Source organism: uncultured Kushneria sp., from assembly GCF_947497025.1.
In the GTDB taxonomy this organism is placed as follows: domain Bacteria; phylum Pseudomonadota; class Gammaproteobacteria; order Pseudomonadales; family Halomonadaceae; genus Kushneria.
The window spans coordinates 278548-297258 of the sequence record NZ_CANMFC010000003.1 but is presented as its reverse complement, the minus strand read 5'-3'; the positions used below and the strand labels follow the sequence as shown (position 1 = coordinate 297258).

Sequence of the window (18711 nt, the reverse complement as noted above, 5' to 3'; positions counted from 1 at the left end):
ACCTCTTGATCATTGCAGGCTGAACGTTCGCCCGATTGCCTGACATTTTACTTAAAAAGGGGGGATTCGTCAGCCGAATCCCCCCTCATGGTCATGACTCAGTGCAATTTTCAGCCTTTAGAACAGACCCTGAACAAACTTCAAAAGACCGTCCCAGAGACGCTTGAACAGACCGCCCTGCTCGATGCTTTCAAGCGCGACCAGCGGCTGCTCGTCGATGACTTCGTCATTTTGCACGATCTGAACAGTGCCGTACTGCTGACCGGCTTCAATGGGGGCCTGCAGATCACCGTTGATATTGATGCGATTGGACAGTCCGCCTTCATCCTGCTTGGAAGCCGTCAGATAGACATCGTTGGCCACACCAAAGGCGCCCTCATCCTGCGTGCCACCCCAGACGCGCGCACGCCTGAGCTCCTGCCCGGCATCGTAGACTTTCTGGGTCTGAAAGTATCGAAAGCCATAGCTCAAAAGCTTCTGGGTTTCCTGCGAACGGGCTTCTTCCGAATTGGTACCCATGACCGCCGCGATCAGACGGGTATCGCTTTGCTGCGCCGAGGCTACCAGGCAGTAGCCGGCTTCTTCGGTATGGCCGGTTTTCAGACCATCGACCGATTTGTCACGCCACAGCAGAAGGTTGCGGTTGGGCTGCTTGATGCCGTTCCAGGTGAAATATTTCTCGGCATAAAGCGAATAGTGATCGGGGAAATCATTGATGATATGACGCGCAATGATGGCCATGTCATGCGCTGACGAGTAGTGCTCGGGATCCGGCAGGCCGGTCGGGTTCATGAAGTGCGTGTTTTGCAGACCCATTTGCCGGGCATGCTCGTTCATGAGATCGGCAAATGAGGACTGACTCCCGGCGATATGCTCTGCCATGGCCACCGTGGCATCATTGCCTGACTGCACCACAATGCCCTGCATCAGATCCTTGACCGGCACATTGCTGTTCACCTTGACGAACATGCGTGAACCGCCGGTCTGCCAGGCCTCCTTGCTAATACGAACTTCATCGGTCGGCGACATGTTGCCGCTTTCGATTTCGTTTTCGGCAATGTAGGCCGTCATCATCTTGGTCAGACTGGCCGGCGGCACGCGTTTGTCGGCATCATGCTCGACCAGTACACGACCGGATTTGGCGTCCATCAATACCCATGATGTTGCGGCAAGACCGGGCGGCGAAGGAATAAAGCTGGAGGGTGACGGACCATCGGATGCCATCGCGGGCGCTGCCGTCAGTGTCAGCGCCAGTGAGGAAAACGCGACAAGGTGGCGCCAGCGGCATACGTTTACTGCAAAAAGGGTCATATTGCCTTTCTCTGTTTGCTTGTATTCAGTCCGAGCCAGTTACCCGATGTAGCTGGTCATAGCCTGCTTCATGCAGTTCGGACCTGACTGATTCCACCATGATCGGATCATCGAGCGGGCCCACCTGTACCCGATGCATGGCGGCATGTCGTGTTACCCGAACCGGCCTTGAAAGACGCGCTTCGAGCTTGTCCCTGAGCGCCTGAGCGTGCTCATCCGATCCCAGTGCAGCGACCTGCAGATAGACGGCGCTATTCGGGTCGTTGCTGCTGGTGACAGGCGCGGATTTCTGTCCTGAAAAGGCATCGATTCCCTGCGCCCTTGACGCTCCCGGGGAGTTTTCAGTGCGCGCCGCAACCTGCTGATTATTGTTGTGTCGAGCCTGCCATTGGCGCGGGTCGATAGCGGTCACCCGTACCCGAGCAGTGCCAGCGCCGAGCATATCCAGTCGAGACGCTGCTGCATAGGAGAGATCAATTAAACGGTCGTCATGAAACGGCCCACGATCATTGACCCGAACGATGACAGAGCGGTCGTTGGCCAGATTGGTCACACGCACGAAGGTGGGAAGCGGCAGCGTGCGGTGTGCCGCCGACATGGTGTACATATCATACTGCTCACCATTGGCTGTATCGTAGCCCTGAAATTTCTGGCCGTAGAAGGAAGCGCGCCCCGTCTGACTATAGCCCTTGCTCGAAGAGAGCACGTGGTAGCGCTTGCCCAGCACCTGATAGGTGGACTGATTGCCGCTACGGGAAAGCGGCTCTACCTGCGGCACGGCATCAGGCACTTTAGAGACATCGGTGTGACGGTCAGGATAGGCGTCACTGGACATGGCGTATCGCCCGCCTGATCCACCACTGCCGCTGGCACAGCCTCCCACAAGCGTGACCATGACGATCAGCACTATCAGACGTCCGGCATTTTCGGGCAACAAGTCTTTCAAGGACGACACGCTAACTCTCCCGCTGAAGCGCGGCCTGAATCTGCTCGGCCAGTGTCGTGACGGCCATGGCATAAAGATGGCTATGATTGTAACGCGTGATGACGTAGAAATTATGCAGCCCCAACAGGTAGTCGTTGTGGCCATCGGCATAATCAAGCATCAGCGGAATCACTTCCTCGTCACCGGAAATGGCAATGTCTGGCGTAATACCCCGTGACTCGAGATCGGCCACGCGCATATAGGGCGGCTTTGCCTGATTGAAGTCGACGTCTGCAGGTTTTTCCGCCCCCTCCAGATGTGCTGCCACCGTCAGCGGCTGCCCTGAGCGCCAGCCATGCTCGGCGAAATAATTGGCCACGCTGCCAATGGCATCAACCGGCTCCTTCCAAAGGTCCTTGATGCCATCATTGTCGAAATCGACCGCATAGGCCTGGTAGCTGCTGGGCATGAACTGTGGCAGCCCCATGGCCCCGGCATAGGAACCCTTGAGCTCCATCGGGTCGAGCCCCTGCTCACCGGTCAGGGTCAAAAAGGCTTCAAGCTCACGACCGAAGAAATCACTGCGCGGGGGGTAGTCAAAGGCCAGCGTGGTCAGAGCATCGATCACGCGATAGCTACCGGTATGGCGCCCGTACCAGGTCTCCACGCCGATGATGGCGGCGATGATTTCGCGCGGCACGCCATATTCCTGCTCGGCGCGGGCCATGGCGTCACGATGGGCACGGATGAAATCGACCCCGCCGGCCACGCGTTCGGGCTTGATGAAGATATTGCGATACTGGTCCCAGCGCAGACGGTGCTCGGCGGGTTTTGAAATCGCATCGATGATCTTTTGCTGGCGACTGGCCCTTGCAAGCGTTGTGGTCAGTTCTCGTCGATCAAGCCCTGATTGTGCCAGCCTGTCGACCATGGCACGCGCCTGGTCATTGGTACTCGGGTCATACTCACCGGCTGCATTGACCAGCGGCGAAACCGCCAGCAACATGGCCATGGCCCAGCGCCATCTCCTGCCTGAATGACATCGATCCGACTTCATCCCGTCTCTCTCTAGCGTGGCGTGGTCTTGTGATGGGTAAAAACGGCCATCAGCATACCGAAGCCGGCCATCAGGGTCACGCTGGCCGTACCGCCATAACTGATCAGCGGCAAGGGCACACCAACGACCGGCAGCACACCGCTGACCATGCCGACATTGACAAACACATAGACAAAAAAGGTCAGAATCAGACTGCCGCCCAGCAATCGACCAAAGGTATCGTGTGCCTGGTTGGCCATGTAAAGGCCTCGCCATATCAACAGCAGATAGCAGCTCATCAATACGGCCATACCAATCAGCCCGAACTCTTCACCCAGCACCGCCACGATAAAATCGGTATGGCGCTCGGGCAGAAATTCGAGTTGCGACTGCGTGCCCTGCATCCAGCCCTTGCCATGAATGCCCCCCGAGCCGATGGCCGTCTTGGACTGAATAATGTTCCAGCCGGCGCCCAGCGGATCGCTTTCCGGGTTCAAAAAGGTCAGTACCCGCTGTCGCTGGTATTGATGCATGTTGAACCACAAAAGCGGCATGGCAGCGATGCCCAGCCCACCACACACCGCAATAAAGCGCCAGGAAAGCCCCGCCAGCAGAATCACGAAAACGGCAGAGGCCGTCACCAGCATGGAAGTGCCCAGATCGGGCTGATTGGCAATCAACGCCACCGGGACGCCCATCAATAACAAACAGACCAGCAGATCCAGCCATCCGGGCGGCAACACTCGCCGCGACAGATAGGCAGCAATGGTCATCGGCATGGCAAGTTTCATGAGCTCGGAAGGCTGAAACCGGATCACACCGGGAATGGTCAGCCAGCGTTGAGCCCCCATGGCATGAGTGCCGATCACATCCACGGCCACCAGCATCAGGGTGACCATGACGTAGAAAAACCAGGCAAAGCGCTGCATGGTGCGCGGTGAGAACTGCGCGATCAGCAGCATGATCAAAAAGGCGGCGCCGAATCGCAGTGCCTGGGCTTCCACCAGATAGGTGGATTCCCCGCCAGCGCTGTAGAGCACGATCAAACCGCCGGTAACGATGGTGAGCAGCGCCAGCAAAAGCCAGGGGTCAAGGTGGAGGGTACGCCAGTTCAGGCGCTGGTACTGCCGACGGCTGCGGCGATACACCCGCTGCCAGTAGTCCATCATCATCGTCAGTCTCCCGTCGCGATCTGCTGAGCGGTACTTTCATTTTTCCGGGCATGACGTTGCGCTTCCTCGCTGGATTTCATGTCCGGCAGTATCCAGGCATCGAGCATTTCGCGCGCAATGGGGGCGGCCACCCTGCTGCCACCGCCACCGTTTTCGATGATGACGGCCACCGCGATTTTGGGATCATCCACCGGCGCAAACGCCGTAAACAGGGCATGGTCATGCAAACGCTCTTCAAGTTCGGAGGCGTTGTACTTTTCCTTTTGACCCAGCGTGAAGACCTGCGCCGTACCTGACTTGCCGGCCATGCGATATTGAAGATTACGCCCTGATGCGCGCCCCGAGCCTTCACTGCCACTCATGACATTTTCCATGGCGTCATGGATCAGATCCCACCAGTGCGGGTTATCCAGCTTGATGTCATCAGGGGTATTCTTGAAAGGCGGTGCAATCTCCTGGTCGCCTACCTGCATCGCCAGATGAGGACGCACCCATTTGCCATTGTTGGCCATCACGGCCACTGCAGTGGCCATCTGCAGGGGCGTCGCCAGCCAGTAGCCCTGCCCGATACCCACCGACAGGGTTTCCCCCGGATACCAGGCCTGATTGTAGCGGCCACGCTTCCAGTCACGACTGGGCATCAGGCCACTGCCGGCGCCCCAGACATCCAGGCTGTGATCCTCCCCGAATCCATACTTGTGCATAAAGCTGGAGAGTCGATCAATGCCCATGCGATGGGCGAGCGTAAAGAAGTAGGTATCATTGGACACCGTAATGGCGCGTTTCATGTCGACCCGGCCATGCCCCCAGCGCAACCAGTTGCGATAGCGTCTGGAGTCGTTGGGCAACTGGTAGTAGCCCGGATCATAAACCGTATCGGAAGGCTGAATCAGGCCATATTCCAGACCCGCTGATGCCATATAGGGCTTGACCGTCGAGGCCGGCGGATACTGCCCACGCGAGGCCCGATTATACAGCGGCATATCTATATCATCACGAAGGGCGGCGTAGGACTTCGTATCGATGCCGGTCACGAACTTGTTATTGTCAAACCCGGGCTCTGACACCATGGCAAGTATCGCGCCGGTGGCAGGCTCAATGGCGACAATGGCGCCGCGCTTGCCTTTCAATAGATCATGCCCCAGCTTTTGCAGCCTGGAATCCAGCGTCAGTGTCAGATTCTTGCCCGGCTGCGGGGGCGTTCGGTCGATCTCGCGCAGCGCACGTCCACGGGCATTGGTTTCGACCCGCTTCACCCCGGCATGACCATGGAGCTCGTCTTCATAAAACCGTTCGATGCCGGTCTTGCCAATAAAATGTGTTCCGGCGTAATTGCTGGTATCAATGCGCTGCTGATCTTCCTGACTGATGCGCCCGACATAGCCAAGCACATGCGACATCCATTCACCGTCCGGGTAGTAACGGATGAGCTGAGCCTCAACCTCTACACCGGGAAGCCGATACCGATTGACCGCGATTTTGGCAATTTGATCTTCATTGAGATCACTAAGCAGCAGCGCCGGCTCGTAGGAGCGAAGTCGCTCACGCGAGCGCTGCGCCAGCACCTCGCGCTGATCCTCGGGGAGACCCAGAATATCGATCAGGCGCTGGAGGGTCTGACCGACATCGCCGGCCTGCTCGCGCACCAGCGTGAGGTTATAAGTCGGCCTGTTTTCGGCCAGTACCTTGTGGTTGCGGTCAAAGATCAGACCGCGATTGGGGGGCAGCGGCTCAACACGCATGCGGTTTTTATCCGAGCGTGTGATGAAAATGTCGTGTTGAACAACCTGCAGCCATACCATGCGGCCAATCAGGCCGGAAAACATGATAAGCACAAGCAACGCCGCCAGAACGCTGCGGCGTCGAAAGATGCGGGCCTGCTGTTCGGAATCCTTAAGCGTGGCGCGACGTGGGCGCATGGAGAAGATTGCCCAAAAACGATGAACGGATAGGTCGCCCGAAGGGCGCAGGACGATGCACGCTCAGACCCCGCTAGCGATGGTAGGGATGCCCGGTCATGAGCGTCCAGCCCCGGTAGAGCTGCTCGGCCAGCAATACCCGCACCAGCGGATGAGGAAGCGTCAGAGGTGACAGGGACCAGCGAAGGTCGGCCCGTACCAGGCAGCGTTGATCAAGGCCGTCCGGGCCGCCGATCAGCAGTGACACATCGCTGCCGGACATTTGCCACTCGCTCATTCGCTCGGCAAGCGTCGGCGTCGACCATGGCTTGCCTTCGACATCGAGCGCCACGACGAGTTCACTGCCCCTGACTTTTGACAGCAGGCGATCCCCTTCAACGCGTATCGCCTTCGCGGGATCAGCGCTTTTCTGACGTGGGCCGGGGGACAGCTCAACAATTTCAAGCGACATCTCCCGCGGCAGGCGCTTGCGGTACTCCTCAACGCCCTGCGTGACCCAGCCCGGCATTCGCGTGCCGACAGCAAGCATTCTCAATTTCAAGAGTGGTGCTCACCGACCGCTTCATGGCGCCCCAGATCATTGGGCAACTCGCTCCAGAGCCTTTCCAGATCGTAGAGTCTGCGGGCGTCCGGCATCATGACGTGGACCACCACATCGCCCAGGTCTACCAGCACCCAGTCGCTGCCGGCCTCACCTTCGATGCCCAGCGGGCGAACGCCTTCATTTTTGGCGCGCTCTACCACATTGTCGGCCAGTGCCTTGACGTGTCGGCTGGAAGTACCGCTGGCTACCACCATGACATCGGTCACGCTGGTCAGTCTGGAAACATCGAGCTCGGCGATATCACGCCCCTTGAGCTCTTCCAGGGCGTCAACCACCAGAGATGAAAGTACTGTCTGCATAGCTCCTCGGAGATAAATGGTTCAGCGCGCATTGTACCGCTGTCAGGCGCAGGCACCATAGACATTTGACGCTTTTGGCCTGCACCGGCCTCACTCTGACGTTTCGAGATAAAGCTCGTGACGAGCGATAAAGGCCTCAACGGCCGGTGGCATCAGATATCGCACGCTGCGCCCTGCAGCCAGTGCTTGTCGAATGGCTGTCGCGGAAATGGCCATTGCTGTCGTCTGATTGTAATCAAGTACCCGGCCACAGGGTTCAGCCATGAGGGCATCGATACTGTCGACGCGGCGCGCTTCGACCAGCGCCTCGAGCGCCGGGCACTGCACTTCATCACTCTCGGGGCGTCCGATGACCAGAATGTGGGCATGGTCAAAAAGCGCTTCGGGCTTGTGCCATTCATGAAGTTTCAAAAAGGCATCACGCCCCAGCACCATGAGAAGGCGCGCCTGATCACCGTACTGCTCACGCAAGGAGGCGAGCGTATCCAGCGACCAGGACGGCCCATCACGGTGAATCTCACGATCATCAGCCATCAGCCCCGGGGTATCCGCCAGCGCCAGCTTCAGCATGCTCAGGCGATCCTCGGAGCTGACCCCCGGCGCACTGCGATGCGGCGGCAGATGCGCCGGCACCATATGGACGACATCCAGCGACAGTGCTTCCCGAAGCTCAACGGCCGCGCGCAGATGGGCAATATGAACAGGATTAAAGGTGCCGCCAAACATGGCGACACGGGCATTATGTTCTGACATGACCATCGCCCAGCACGATATATTTACGCGTGGTCAGTCCCTCGAGCCCTACCGGGCCTCTGACGTGCAGCTTGTCGGTAGAAATACCGATTTCGGCCCCCAGGCCATACTGCGCGCCATCGGCAAAGCAGGTCGGGGCATTGACCATGACAGAGCTTGAGTCCACTTCCAGCATGAAAAGCTGAGTATGCCCAAAGTGGTCACTGACGATGGCATCGGTGTGATGGGAGCCGTAGTGGTTGATGTGCTCGATGGCAGCGTCCATGTCGTCCACGATCCGAATGGACAACACCGGCCCCAGATATTCGGTCCACCAGTCCTCTTCGGTGGCAGGCTCGACATCGGCCAGCACCTGCACCCTGTCGCAGCCACGTACCGTGACACCGGCGTCCTGAAACTTCGCGATCATGGCCGGCAGGAAAGCATGGGCAATGTCTTGATCCACCAGCAGCGTCTCCATGGCACCGCAGATGCCATAGCGAAAGCACTTGGCATTGAAGGCGATGTCAAAGGCCATATCGAGCGAGGCATGACGGTCCACAAAGACATGGCAAAGCCCTTCCAGATGCTTGATGACCGGAATGCTCGCATCCTCCGAGATACGCTTGATCAGCGACTTTCCGCCTCGCGGAATGATCACGTCCACATGGTCGCGTGCCGTGATCAGCGCGCCCACGGCGTTTCGATCCGTGGTTTCGATCAGCTGCACGGCGTGGCCTGACAACCCGGCCTTTTCAAGTCCCGAGGCGATAAAGCGGGCAATGGCACAGTTGGATTCAAAGGCTTCCGAGCCACCGCGTAAAATGACAGCGTTACCGGACTTAAGACACAGCGCAGCAGCGTCCACCGTCACGTTGGGGCGGGACTCGTAGATGATCCCGATAACACCCAGAGGCGTGCGCATGCGGCCGATGCGCAGCCCATTGTCCTGGGTGCGCAGATCATCGATACCCCCCACCGGGTCAGGCAGTGCGGCAACGGTTTCAAGCCCCGAGATCATGGCATCAATGCGCGCAGGGGTTAAAAGCAGGCGATCCATGAGCGCCTCGGACAGCCCTTCCGCGCTGCCACGTGCCACATCGCGTTCGTTGGCTGCCAGCAGCGCATTGCGCTGATGCGAAAGCTCGGCGGCCATTGCCATGAGCGCGGCGTTTCGCTGCCCGGTAGTGCTACTGCGAAGCAGGCGGGACGCCTTGCGCGCCTGCTGTCCCAGCAGTGCCACATGCGTGGCGATCTCCATATCCCTGTGCCCCTCAGACGTCATCTGCGCTGCTCTCCTGTATCCAAAATGCGCGGCCACGCTTGTCCATCGTCCTGCTCTGACGCTATCGGAGTGCACAGCGGCTGACTATACTGGCCGACGATTTTACGTTTGCCCATCCAATACTCATGAATCGCTACTATAAGCCAGTTGCCGGCAGCAGTAAAAACCGCGCCGGACGCGGCAAATCATTGCGTGGAGCCCTGTTTGATGCACCCTGTTGCCCTGATTGATCAGTGGGCACATAACCCGACGGTTCTGGTTCTGATCGTGGGTATTGTTGCCCTGCTTGAGTCCCTGGCACTGGTAGGCCTGGTCGTCCCGGGGATTGTCATGCTGACGGCCGCCGCCTCACTGGCGGGCCACGACCAGGTCTCCATTATTGTTCTCATGTTGAGTGCCTTCATTGGTGCCGTGCTGGGTGATGGCGCCAGCTACTGGCTCGGTCGCACCCAGCGCGATCGCATACGCCAATGGTGGCCGTTCAACCGCTACCCTCAGTGGGTTGACAGGGGCGAGCGCTTTTTCACTCGCCACGGCGCTCTTTCGGTCGCCTTTGGACGCTTTGTTGGGCCGGTGCGCCCCATTATTCCCATGGTGGCCGGCATGATGCACATGCCGCCGGCCCGCTTTGTGGTGGTCAACGTCATCTCGGCGCTGCTCTGGGCACCCGCGTATCTTCTGCCCGGCTACTATCTGGGGCGCAGCTGGCAGCGGTTAATACATCTGCCGCCCGGTACCGAACAGTGGCTTTCGGTACTGATGCTCATGCTCATCGTGCTCGGGTTTGCGCTATCGTGGCTGCGCCGCCGGCTGGATCGCGACAGTCGGCTCTATCACGGCCTTCTGATCAGGGCTCGACATCACAGTGTCACGCGACGGCTATGGCTGGGTTTTCGTCAGCACCGAGCCGGCGGCGAAATCCCGCTGGCCTCCGTGATACTGCTGCTGGCAGCGGCCCTGGCCTTTATTGGCTGGACATGGCTGGTGGCCGGCCTTCAACAGCCGCTTTCGCTGGATGTTGCTGCTCAAGGCTTTTTTTCACGTCCTGACAACCGGGTTTTGACATGGGCCTCGATGATTCTGGACCGCGTCGGCGACGCCATCGGCATTATCGCCATGCTGCTGCCATGGCTTGTCTGGCTCCTGTGGCGAAAACGTCTGGCCGCCCTGATTCACTGGGGCGGTGCCCTGGCCCTGCTGGCCTTCAGCAATACGACACTCAAGCAGTGGGTTGGCCGTGTCCGGCCCGATACGCCGGAGCATCTGATCGGATCGTTTTCCTATCCGAGTGCCCACGCGTCGACCGCCGTCGTGTTCTGGGGGCTGAGTGCAGCGTTTATTGCCGAGGGGCTATCGAGTCGAGCCAGACGATGGCCGTACTGGGTGGCCATCGTGGCCGCCAGCATGGTGGCCCTGTCACGACTGACCTTTGGCGTGCACTGGCTCAGCGATCTGATTGGCGGCGCGCTATTGGGCCTGATCATCTGCGCCGTCACCCGCATCAGCTATCACTTTTTTGCCCATCGCTATCTGGCCGGGACCGTTGATCGCCGCCAGCTCATCCTGCTGACGCTGGCCTCCATCGTGCTGGTGATCATGCGCGTCGTGTGGCTGCCCGCCTTCTAAACAGTCTGACATCGCTGTCAGAGACAACAGTGCCGGGGCCGTCACATCATGCTGACGGGCCCGGATAACCTGTCAGGCTTCGGTTTCGACTGGCTGACCATGGCGCTGCTCAAGGGCATTCAACAAACGCTCATGCACATTATCAAAGCCACCGTTGCTCATGATGACAATCCGGTCTCCCGGACGCGCATTTTCCACCAGCGTATCGATCAGCGCCTCGGTGGTCGTCATGGCATGAGCCGGCACCGGACAGGCCCTTGCAACCTCTTCCACTGACCATCCCAGCGTTGCCGGTTGATACCAGTAGACCTCATCGGCGCTGGCAACGCTGCCGGGTAGACGGGCCTTCATGGTGCCAAGCTTCATGGTATTGGAGCGCGGCTCAATCACGGCAATCAGTCGCCCGCGAGAGGGTACCGACCGGAGCCCTTCAAGGGTCATGGCAATGGCGGTCGGATGATGGGCGAAATCGTCGATGACCTGGATGTCGTTGACGCTGCCACGCAGCTCCTGTCGGCGCCGCGGTGAGGCAAACGTGGCCAGTGCCGCAGCGGACTGTTCAAGCGTGACACCAACGGCACTGGCTGCGGCCATCGCCGCCAGCGCATTGCGCCGATTGTGTTCGCCGCTCATTGCCCAGCGCACCACTACTTCCCCCTCGGGCGCCCTGACGACAAACTGTTGATCATCAACACCATCGCCAATCTGCCACTGCGCCTGATCCGTGCGCCCAAACCGGGCAACCGGTGACCAGGCCCCCATCTCGAGCACCCGTGACAGCGCAGGTTCACCATCCGCCACCACCAGCTGTCCATTGCCCGGCACGAGGCGCACCAGATGATGAAACTGTCGCTCAATGGCCGCCAGATCACTGAAGATATCGGCGTGGTCGAACTCCAGATTATTGAGCACGGCCACTTCCGGCAGGTAGTGAACAAACTTGGAGCGCTTATCGAAAAAGGCCGTATCGTACTCGTCGGCCTCGATCACAAAGACATCACCGGGCGACCCGGCACGCGCCGAAACGCCCAGATTGCGCGGAATACCGCCGATCAGAAAACCCGGTGCCAGCCCGGCCTGCTCAAGGATCCACACCAGCATGCTGGCCGTGGTGGTCTTGCCGTGAGTCCCGGCCACCGCCAGTACGCGGCGCTCGCGCAGCACGTTATCGGCCAGCCACTGAGGCCCTGAGGTGTAGGGGATGCGCTGATTGAGAACGGCTTCGATCTCAACATTGCCCCGGGATAGCGCGTTGCCGATGATCACCAGGTCGGGGCGAGGATCAAGATTGGCCGCATCAAAACCGTGCCCGGCATCGATACCGTGCGCGGCAAGCTGTGTGCTCATCGGGGGGTAGACCCCCTTGTCCGACCCGGTAACCCGATGCCCGAGTTCGCGTGCCAGCAGCGCCAGGCTGCCCATGAAAGTGCCACAGATGCCGAGAATATGAATATGCATGAAAAATAGGGCTCTCCGTCAAAAGCCGGATCAGCCTAGCATGGCCCGCGAATCGACGTCAGGCTCCGGTTCACCTGCAATTGATGCATCCCTGACTGGATCAGGCCTGCAGGTAATGGATATGATCGCCCCACGGGCGATGCCCGATGCCGGCCATCGATCCGCTGACCGACCAACAGCAGCGCTGCCCACAAGAGGCGCGCCACGTTGCCGAGAGACAGCTCGGTCAGCTCTCACGGCGTTGGCCGACCTTCATTCATAAGAAGCAGGAAGCTCATGACCTCCAGTAACGCCTTTTACGCACAATCAGGTGGTGTGACGGCCGTGATCAATGCCAGTGCCTGTGGTGTCATCCAGACATGCCGCAAGTACAGCGATCGCATTGGCACCCTCTATGCCGGACACAATGGCATCATCGGCGCATTGACCGAGGATCTGATTGATACCAGCCTGGAAAGTGACGAGGCCATCGCAGCACTGAGACATACCCCGGGCGGCGCCTTCGGCTCCTGTCGTTACAAGCTCAAGGATATCGAGACCCACCGAAGTCAGTACGAGCGTCTCATTGAAGTTTTCAAGGCACACGACATTCGTTATTTCTTCTACAACGGTGGCGGTGACAGTGCCGATACCTGCCTGAAGATCTCTCGTCTTTCCGAGCAGATGGGGTATCCCCTGCAGGCCATCCATGTGGCCAAGACCGTTGATAACGACCTGCCGATTACCGACAACTCACCCGGCTTTGGCTCGGTCGCCAAGTATATCGCCACCTCGACGCGTGAAGCGGCACTGGACATTGCCTCGATGTGCTCAACGTCTACCAAGGTGTTCATTCTTGAATCCATGGGACGTCATGCCGGCTGGATCGCCGCCGCTGGCGCACTGGCCAGTGAAACCAACGATGGCCCGCCGCACATGATCCTGCTGCCGGAAGTGCCCTTTGACCGCCAGCGCGTCATGAACCATATCGACGCGACAGTCAAAAAGCACGGCTACTGCGTGGTCGTGGTCTCCGAAGGCGCCCGCTATGAAGACGGCACCTTCCTGGCCGATGCCGGCAACACCGACGCCTTTGGCCACCGCCAGCTCGGCGGTGTCGCACCGACGCTGGCCGGCATGGTCAAGCAGGACCTGGGCTACAAGTATCACTGGGCCGTGGCCGATTACCTGCAGCGCGCAGCACGTCATCTGGCCTCCGCCGTCGATGTCGAGCAGGCCTACGCCGTGGGCCAGCGCGCCGTTGAATGCGCCCTTGAAGGCAAGAATGCCGTCATGCCCGCTATTCATCGTGACAGCGAAGATCCTTACAGCTGGTCGATCATTGATGCGCCGCTTGAGCAGGTCGCCAACCAGGAAAAGTTCATGCCGGCGGAATACATCCGCGAGGATGGCTTTGGCATCAACGATGCCGGCCGCCGCTATCTGCGCCCGCTGATCCAGGGAGAAGACTATCCTCCCTTCGAAAATGGTCTTCCCATGGTGGCCAATCTGCGTCTGGAGCGTATCGCCAAAAAGCTGCCTGAATACCATCTGTAGCAACATTTCCAGGGCCAGCGTTTGACGCAGCAGTTTCGGTTTTAAAAGCGCCGCCAGCAAAAACCCCCGGTCACTTGATGTGGCCGGGGGTTTTTAATGCACGCTGGCAAGAGCGCGCCCTATTTGATCAGCATGACAACGACCAGAAGCAGCATCAGTGCTGCTGCAATCCCCTGCCATAGACGCAGCGATGTCTGCCGGGACGGCATATCCGACGCCCTGTCGGGCAGTGGCGAGGACGCATCGTCGGCATCGTCGGCATCGTCGTCCTCAACAAAGGTGGTGGCATGGCGCAGCGCCTGAATCAGCTCGGACAGACGCCGAAAGCGCCGCGCTCGACGCGGTGACAGCGCGCGCTGCAGCGCGTTGTCCAGCGTCGTCGGCACCTGCGGATTGATATCGCGGGCGCGCCGATAGGTCAGCGTCGACAGTGCCTGTTCGCTTTTCAGTGTATTGGGTGCAATGGCATAGGGCATGGTGCCGGTCAGCAACCAGTAGATGGTAGACGCCAGCGAATACTGATCGCTGCGCCGACTGACCCCCAGCCCCAGGGCGTATTCCGGTGCACTGTGCATGCCAAGCCTGCCATCACGCGCCAGTGCCAGCGCGGCGTCGTTGTCGTCATCGAGGCGGCGCGCACAGGCACCGAAATCAATCAGCACGACCTGGTCATGCTCATCGATCATGATGTTTTCAGGCCGAATGGCCTGATGAAGAATGTCACGCCGATGCAGGGCATGCACGGCTCGGGCAAGCTGACGCGCAATATCAAGGCGCTGTTCGATGCCGGCCTCGGGATGCTGTTCCAGCCAGTGATCCAGCGGCTGGCCTTCGACGGGACGCATCAGATAGTAGAGATGACGCCTGGGGCGCGGGGGCGTCACGATGCGCACCACAAAAGGCGAGCGCACCCGCTCGCCAATCCACTGCTGGAGCAGAAAGTGCTCCAGATATGGATTTCTCGATGACATTTCGGGGCTGGGGACCTTCATCACCATCCGTCGCAGTGAAGTCTCATCCCTGACGCCGTATACGTGTGCTCGCGACGTTTTCGAGATAATCGATTCGATCAGAAATCCGTCGATGCGATCCCCCGCCTCAAGCTCGGCCGGAATCGGCAGCTGTCCGGGAAGCTGCTCGGGCAGGCCTGCATCTTCACTGGGCAGCCCTTCCACCCGCACCAGCTGAAAGCAGAAAGCATCGGCACCATAGCCGCGAGCGCCTGCACGCTCACGCGCCATGCCGGCCAGACGCTCGCAGGCCGCATCAAGATCGTTATCCTGCTGGCGGATGGCGTGCACATAGTCCGTGGGCGTGAGCGTCCCGCGCACGGCCTGAGAGGTAAAAAGAAACACATCCCCGGTCTTGAGCGGCAGGCTCATGTGATCGATATCGATGTTATTGTCCATGCCCAGCGCCCGGGAAGGATAGCGATACCCGCCCAGATCCGTGACATGATCACGCGAAATCTGTTCGAACTCGGCACCACGCAGGCGAAAAACCAGGGTGTCCCCCATATGAAACAGAAAACTTTCCCGGCCACGAAAGACAATAGCGGACAGTGAACTGATATAACTACCGCCCTGAACGTAGCGGCTCTGGCTGTAACACCAGCCATTGAGTGCCCGCAGCACTCGTGTTGCCGAGGTCTTGACGTCCCAGTGATCAGGGGTGGAATAGTAATCTGCCAGAAAGCCACGTACCGAAATATCGCCGGCCTGACGGGCGATGGCGTTACGCCAGGTAGAATCCGCGATGATCGCACAGGCCCCCTTGATCTCGAGTTGACGGGGGTTATCAGGGATCTGAACCGACATCGATGAACGATGACGACGTTGATCGGGCGCCACGAACGCATGTCCGAAACTTAAAGACAGGCCATTTTGCACGTCACTGGCATCCTTTTTACGAGACAACGGATTTGTCGTATTGTGCGGATCGGGAGCTGCCGATCGACCGGATTGGTAATCGTCCTGCCTGGTTCGTATAATTTTCCACGATTTTCACTCTCGAATTTTCAACCCGCAAACGCAAGGACTCGATCGATGAGTTTCGACAAGATCCCCGCCGGCAAGGATGTTCCCCACGATCTGTTCGTGGCGATTGAAATTCCTGCCAACCATACGCCGATCAAGTATGAAATCGACAAGGATCTCGACGCGCTGCTGGTCGATCGCTTCATGCCGACCCCGATGTTCTACCCGGCCAACTACGGCTTCATCCCCAACACGCTGGCCGAGGACGGGGATCCGCTGGACGCCCTGGTGGTCACGCCCTACCCGGTACAGCCTGGCTGTGTCATTCGTGCACGCCCGGTGGGCATCCTGCACATGACCGATGAAGCCGGCGAAGATGCCAAGCTCATCTGCGTACCGCACCAGAAGCTTTCTGCCGCCTACGACGATGTCGAGGAAGTCACCGACCTGCCCGAGCTGCTGCGCCAGCAGATTGCGCACTTCTTCGAGAACTACAAGGATCTCGAAAAGGGCAAGTGGGTCAAGATCGACACCTGGGGCGACAAGGCAGCTGCCATCAAGGCCATTGAAAAATCCATCGATGCCTATCAGAAGGATAGCCACTGATTACCCACACGATCGCGTGGCCTCTGAAAGACTGATCGGCGAACCCCTTCGCTGAAAAAATGTCTTCATACCTGCATGTCGCGGCGCCGTTGCGCCGCGACATGTTTTATTCAGGCACTGTTTTCTTTCACTCTCGGCATTTTGATATGCCAGCGCTGCGGAGTTCATGATGTCGCGCGCCCTGTTTTTTTTAATTGTCACTCTACTGAGCGTCGCACTGTCAGGCACAGCGCCGGCCAGTAATGTCTTTTCCACGTCCAATGATGATGTTTCTGTCGAAGGCGCCAGTCGTGTAGACAGCCCCACCACAGCTGCGCCGCCCTGGCAGACATCGTCCGATGACGCTTCCAGCAACGGCGACTTCCTGCCGGTCGATCAGGCATTTACCTACAAAGCATGGCGTGAAGGCAATACGATCAAGGTGGGATTTGATAGTGCCGAAACCTACTATCTCTATCGCCACCGCCTTGATCTCCAGAGTGAGCGTGCGGACATTGCGCTGAGCTCGCCCGACGTTCCACACGGCGAGGCCATTCATGATGAGTTTCTGGGAGATGTTGAGGTCTTTCATCACCCGTTGATTATCACGGCGACGCTGAAAGATCCCCTACCTGACAATGAGTCGGTGCCGATTCGCATCAGTTTTCAGGGCTGCGCCGAGGCAGGCCTTTGTTATTCGCCCGAAACACGCCATCTTCAGGCGGCCCCCGGCAATGCGCCTGAACGTTTTATCGGCGCTCAAATGCCGAACGATCCGCCCCCCGTCAATGCCACAACGTCCACTGATCAACAGCCCGATGCAGAGGTTTCGATACTGCCCGGTCAGTCCAGCCCCGTGATCATGATGGGCATTTTCCTGCTCGCAGGACTGGGGCTTGCCTTTACGCCCTGCGTGCTTCCCATGCTGCCCATCGTGACCACCCTGGTGGTAGGACAAAACACCAATAAACGCCGCGCCCTGATGCTGTCAGCGAACTACGTGGCCGGCATGTCGCTGACCTATGCCGCGCTGGGCACGCTGATGGGCCTTTTCGGCGCCAGCCTCAACCTGCAGGCGCGGCTGCAGTCACCCTGGGTGCTGATCCCCTTTGCCGGTCTGTTCATCATGTTTGCCCTGTGGCTGCTGGATGTCTGGCAACTTCCCTCCGGTGGGCGTCTTCAACAGCGTATCAGCGCCTGGCAGGATCGGCTGCGCCGGGCCGGCCTGCCGGGAGCTGCACTGGCAGGCGCGCTCTCGACCCTGATTGTCTCTCCCTGTATTTCTGCGCCACTGGCCGGCGTTCTGGTCTATCTCTCGGCCGGAGCAGACCCTCTGGCCGGCATGCTGGCATTGCTGGCTCTGGGCATTGGCATGGGGATCCCCCTGATGCTGGTCGCCACGCTCGGCGCCGGATGGCTGCCGCGCAGTGGCCCCTGGATGGAGAGCATTCGACGGCTGTTTGCCGTGGCGCTGGCAGGCGTTGCCCTGTGGCTGCTTGACCGCCTGGTACCTCCCACGCTGTCGCTCGCGCTGTGGGGCAGCCTGGCAGTACTGACCGGGGCAGGAATGGGGGGGCTGTCACGCACTGAACCGACGCTCTGGCCGCGTCTTCGCCAGGCGCTGGCCCTGATGGTTCTGCTCTGGGGCGGGCTATGTCTGATCGGGGCCGCCATGGGTCATGATGATCCGTGGATGCCGCTGGCAGGTAAGCGTGTTGTGTCAGGCAGCGGTGATACAGCCTCACCTGACATGACCACCGTGACGACCCGCCAGGCGTTCGACCGTGTCATCAGCAATGCCGATAGACCGATCATGGTTGATGTCTATGCTGACTGGTGTATCAGCTGTCGTCGCTTTGAACGTGATGTTCTGGGGGATCCCGATATACGCCAACAGCTACAGGAATTTGCCCTGGTTCGTCTTGATGTTACGGATAACGGCTCGGAAGTACGCGCGCTGCTCAAGCGCTATCACCTTTTCGGTCCTCCGGCGCTGCTATTTTTCAGCAAGGGACAGGAAATGCGCGCGCAGCGCACTCAGGGAGAAATTGGACGCCAGCAAATGCGCGATTTGCTCAAGCAGGTGGCAAAAAACAGCTGACCGAATTTCGCCCGGATCATCGGGTGACTTTCTGGACACCGTTCGCTTTTTTCGGCAAACTCCTCCAACACATTTGCAGCGACGTGATCGTCTGAGATCATGTCGCTATCTTGCCGGTTGGCCTTCAGGTTAACCATGAGGTGTTT

Annotated in this window: 15 protein-coding genes; 4 read left to right on the top strand and 11 right to left on the bottom strand. The window is 59.2% G+C overall.

Annotated elements, in window-relative coordinates; all coding sequences use genetic code 11:
- Positions 1–117: 117 nt before the first annotated feature.
- The 9 genes from Q0931_RS07135 to Q0931_RS07095 all read right to left on the bottom strand — a co-directional run bounded on the left by Q0931_RS07135 (position 118) and on the right by Q0931_RS07095 (position 9283).
- Entirely contained in the window at positions 118–1311 is a 1194-nt protein-coding gene (locus tag Q0931_RS07135) for a D-alanyl-D-alanine carboxypeptidase family protein (protein ID WP_299258706.1), read from the bottom strand.
- Between the two features lie 25 nt (positions 1312–1336).
- Entirely contained in the window at positions 1337–2266 is a 930-nt protein-coding gene (locus tag Q0931_RS07130; protein ID WP_299258704.1) for a septal ring lytic transglycosylase RlpA family protein, read from the bottom strand.
- Between the two features lies 1 nt (position 2267).
- Positions 2268–3248 carry a lytic murein transglycosylase B gene (gene mltB / locus Q0931_RS07125; RefSeq protein ID WP_299258702.1) on the bottom strand — a complete coding sequence of 327 codons (981 nt, stop codon included), beginning with the start codon at positions 3246–3248 and terminating at the stop codon, positions 2268–2270.
- 56 nt (positions 3249–3304) lie between these two features.
- Positions 3305–4441 (bottom strand): rod shape-determining protein RodA, encoded by a 1137-nt coding sequence (rodA, locus tag Q0931_RS07120; protein WP_299259169.1) that lies wholly within the window; start codon positions 4439–4441, stop codon positions 3305–3307.
- Between the two features lie 5 nt (positions 4442–4446).
- Positions 4447–6363, bottom strand: a complete 1917-nt coding sequence (mrdA, locus tag Q0931_RS07115; protein WP_299258700.1) for a penicillin-binding protein 2 — start codon at positions 6361–6363, stop codon at positions 4447–4449.
- Positions 6364–6436: 73 nt separating this feature from the next.
- Positions 6437–6904 (bottom strand): 23S rRNA (pseudouridine(1915)-N(3))-methyltransferase RlmH, encoded by a 468-nt coding sequence (gene rlmH / locus Q0931_RS07110; RefSeq protein WP_299258698.1) that lies wholly within the window; start codon positions 6902–6904, stop codon positions 6437–6439.
- Positions 6901–7266 carry a ribosome silencing factor gene (gene rsfS, locus Q0931_RS07105; protein WP_299258696.1) on the bottom strand — a complete coding sequence of 122 codons (366 nt, stop codon included), beginning with the start codon at positions 7264–7266 and terminating at the stop codon, positions 6901–6903. The genes rlmH and rsfS overlap by 4 nt, the downstream gene beginning before the upstream one ends.
- 90 nt (positions 7267–7356) lie before the next feature.
- Positions 7357–8019 (bottom strand): nicotinate-nucleotide adenylyltransferase, encoded by a 663-nt coding sequence (gene nadD / locus Q0931_RS07100; protein WP_299258694.1) that lies wholly within the window; start codon positions 8017–8019, stop codon positions 7357–7359.
- Entirely contained in the window at positions 8006–9283 is a 1278-nt protein-coding gene (locus Q0931_RS07095) for a glutamate-5-semialdehyde dehydrogenase (protein ID WP_299258692.1), read from the bottom strand. Before Q0931_RS07095 ends, nadD begins: the two co-directional genes overlap by 14 nt.
- Positions 9284–9490: 207 nt before the next feature.
- Here Q0931_RS07095 and Q0931_RS07090 point away from each other — a divergent pair, with 207 nt between their 5' ends.
- Positions 9491–10909 (top strand): bifunctional DedA family/phosphatase PAP2 family protein, encoded by a 1419-nt coding sequence (locus Q0931_RS07090; RefSeq protein ID WP_299258690.1) that lies wholly within the window; start codon positions 9491–9493, stop codon positions 10907–10909.
- 72 nt (positions 10910–10981) lie between these two features.
- Here Q0931_RS07090 and mpl read toward each other — a convergent pair whose 3' ends face one another.
- Positions 10982–12367 carry a UDP-N-acetylmuramate:L-alanyl-gamma-D-glutamyl-meso-diaminopimelate ligase gene (gene mpl / locus Q0931_RS07085; protein ID WP_299258688.1) on the bottom strand — a complete coding sequence of 462 codons (1386 nt, stop codon included), beginning with the start codon at positions 12365–12367 and terminating at the stop codon, positions 10982–10984.
- A 276-nt stretch (positions 12368–12643) separates the two neighbouring features.
- On the opposite strand from mpl, the gene Q0931_RS07080 reads away from it, so the two are divergent.
- Entirely contained in the window at positions 12644–13903 is a 1260-nt protein-coding gene (locus Q0931_RS07080; protein ID WP_299258686.1) for a 6-phosphofructokinase, read from the top strand.
- 119 nt (positions 13904–14022) lie between these two features.
- On the opposite strand, the gene Q0931_RS07075 is transcribed toward Q0931_RS07080, so the two are convergent.
- A complete protein-coding gene (locus Q0931_RS07075) occupies positions 14023–15720 on the bottom strand; it encodes a bifunctional protein-serine/threonine kinase/phosphatase (RefSeq protein WP_299259167.1) in 1698 nt (565 codons plus the stop codon).
- A gap of 228 nt (positions 15721–15948) precedes the next feature.
- Between Q0931_RS07075 and ppa the strand changes: the two genes are divergently transcribed.
- Both ppa and dsbD read left to right on the top strand, forming a co-directional pair.
- Positions 15949–16485: an inorganic diphosphatase gene (gene ppa, locus Q0931_RS07070; protein WP_299258684.1), complete on the top strand. Its 537-nt coding sequence runs from the start codon at positions 15949–15951 to the stop codon at positions 16483–16485.
- A gap of 169 nt (positions 16486–16654) precedes the next feature.
- Positions 16655–18565 (top strand): protein-disulfide reductase DsbD, encoded by a 1911-nt coding sequence (gene dsbD / locus Q0931_RS07065; protein ID WP_299258682.1) that lies wholly within the window; start codon positions 16655–16657, stop codon positions 18563–18565.
- Positions 18566–18711: the final 146 nt, after the last annotated feature.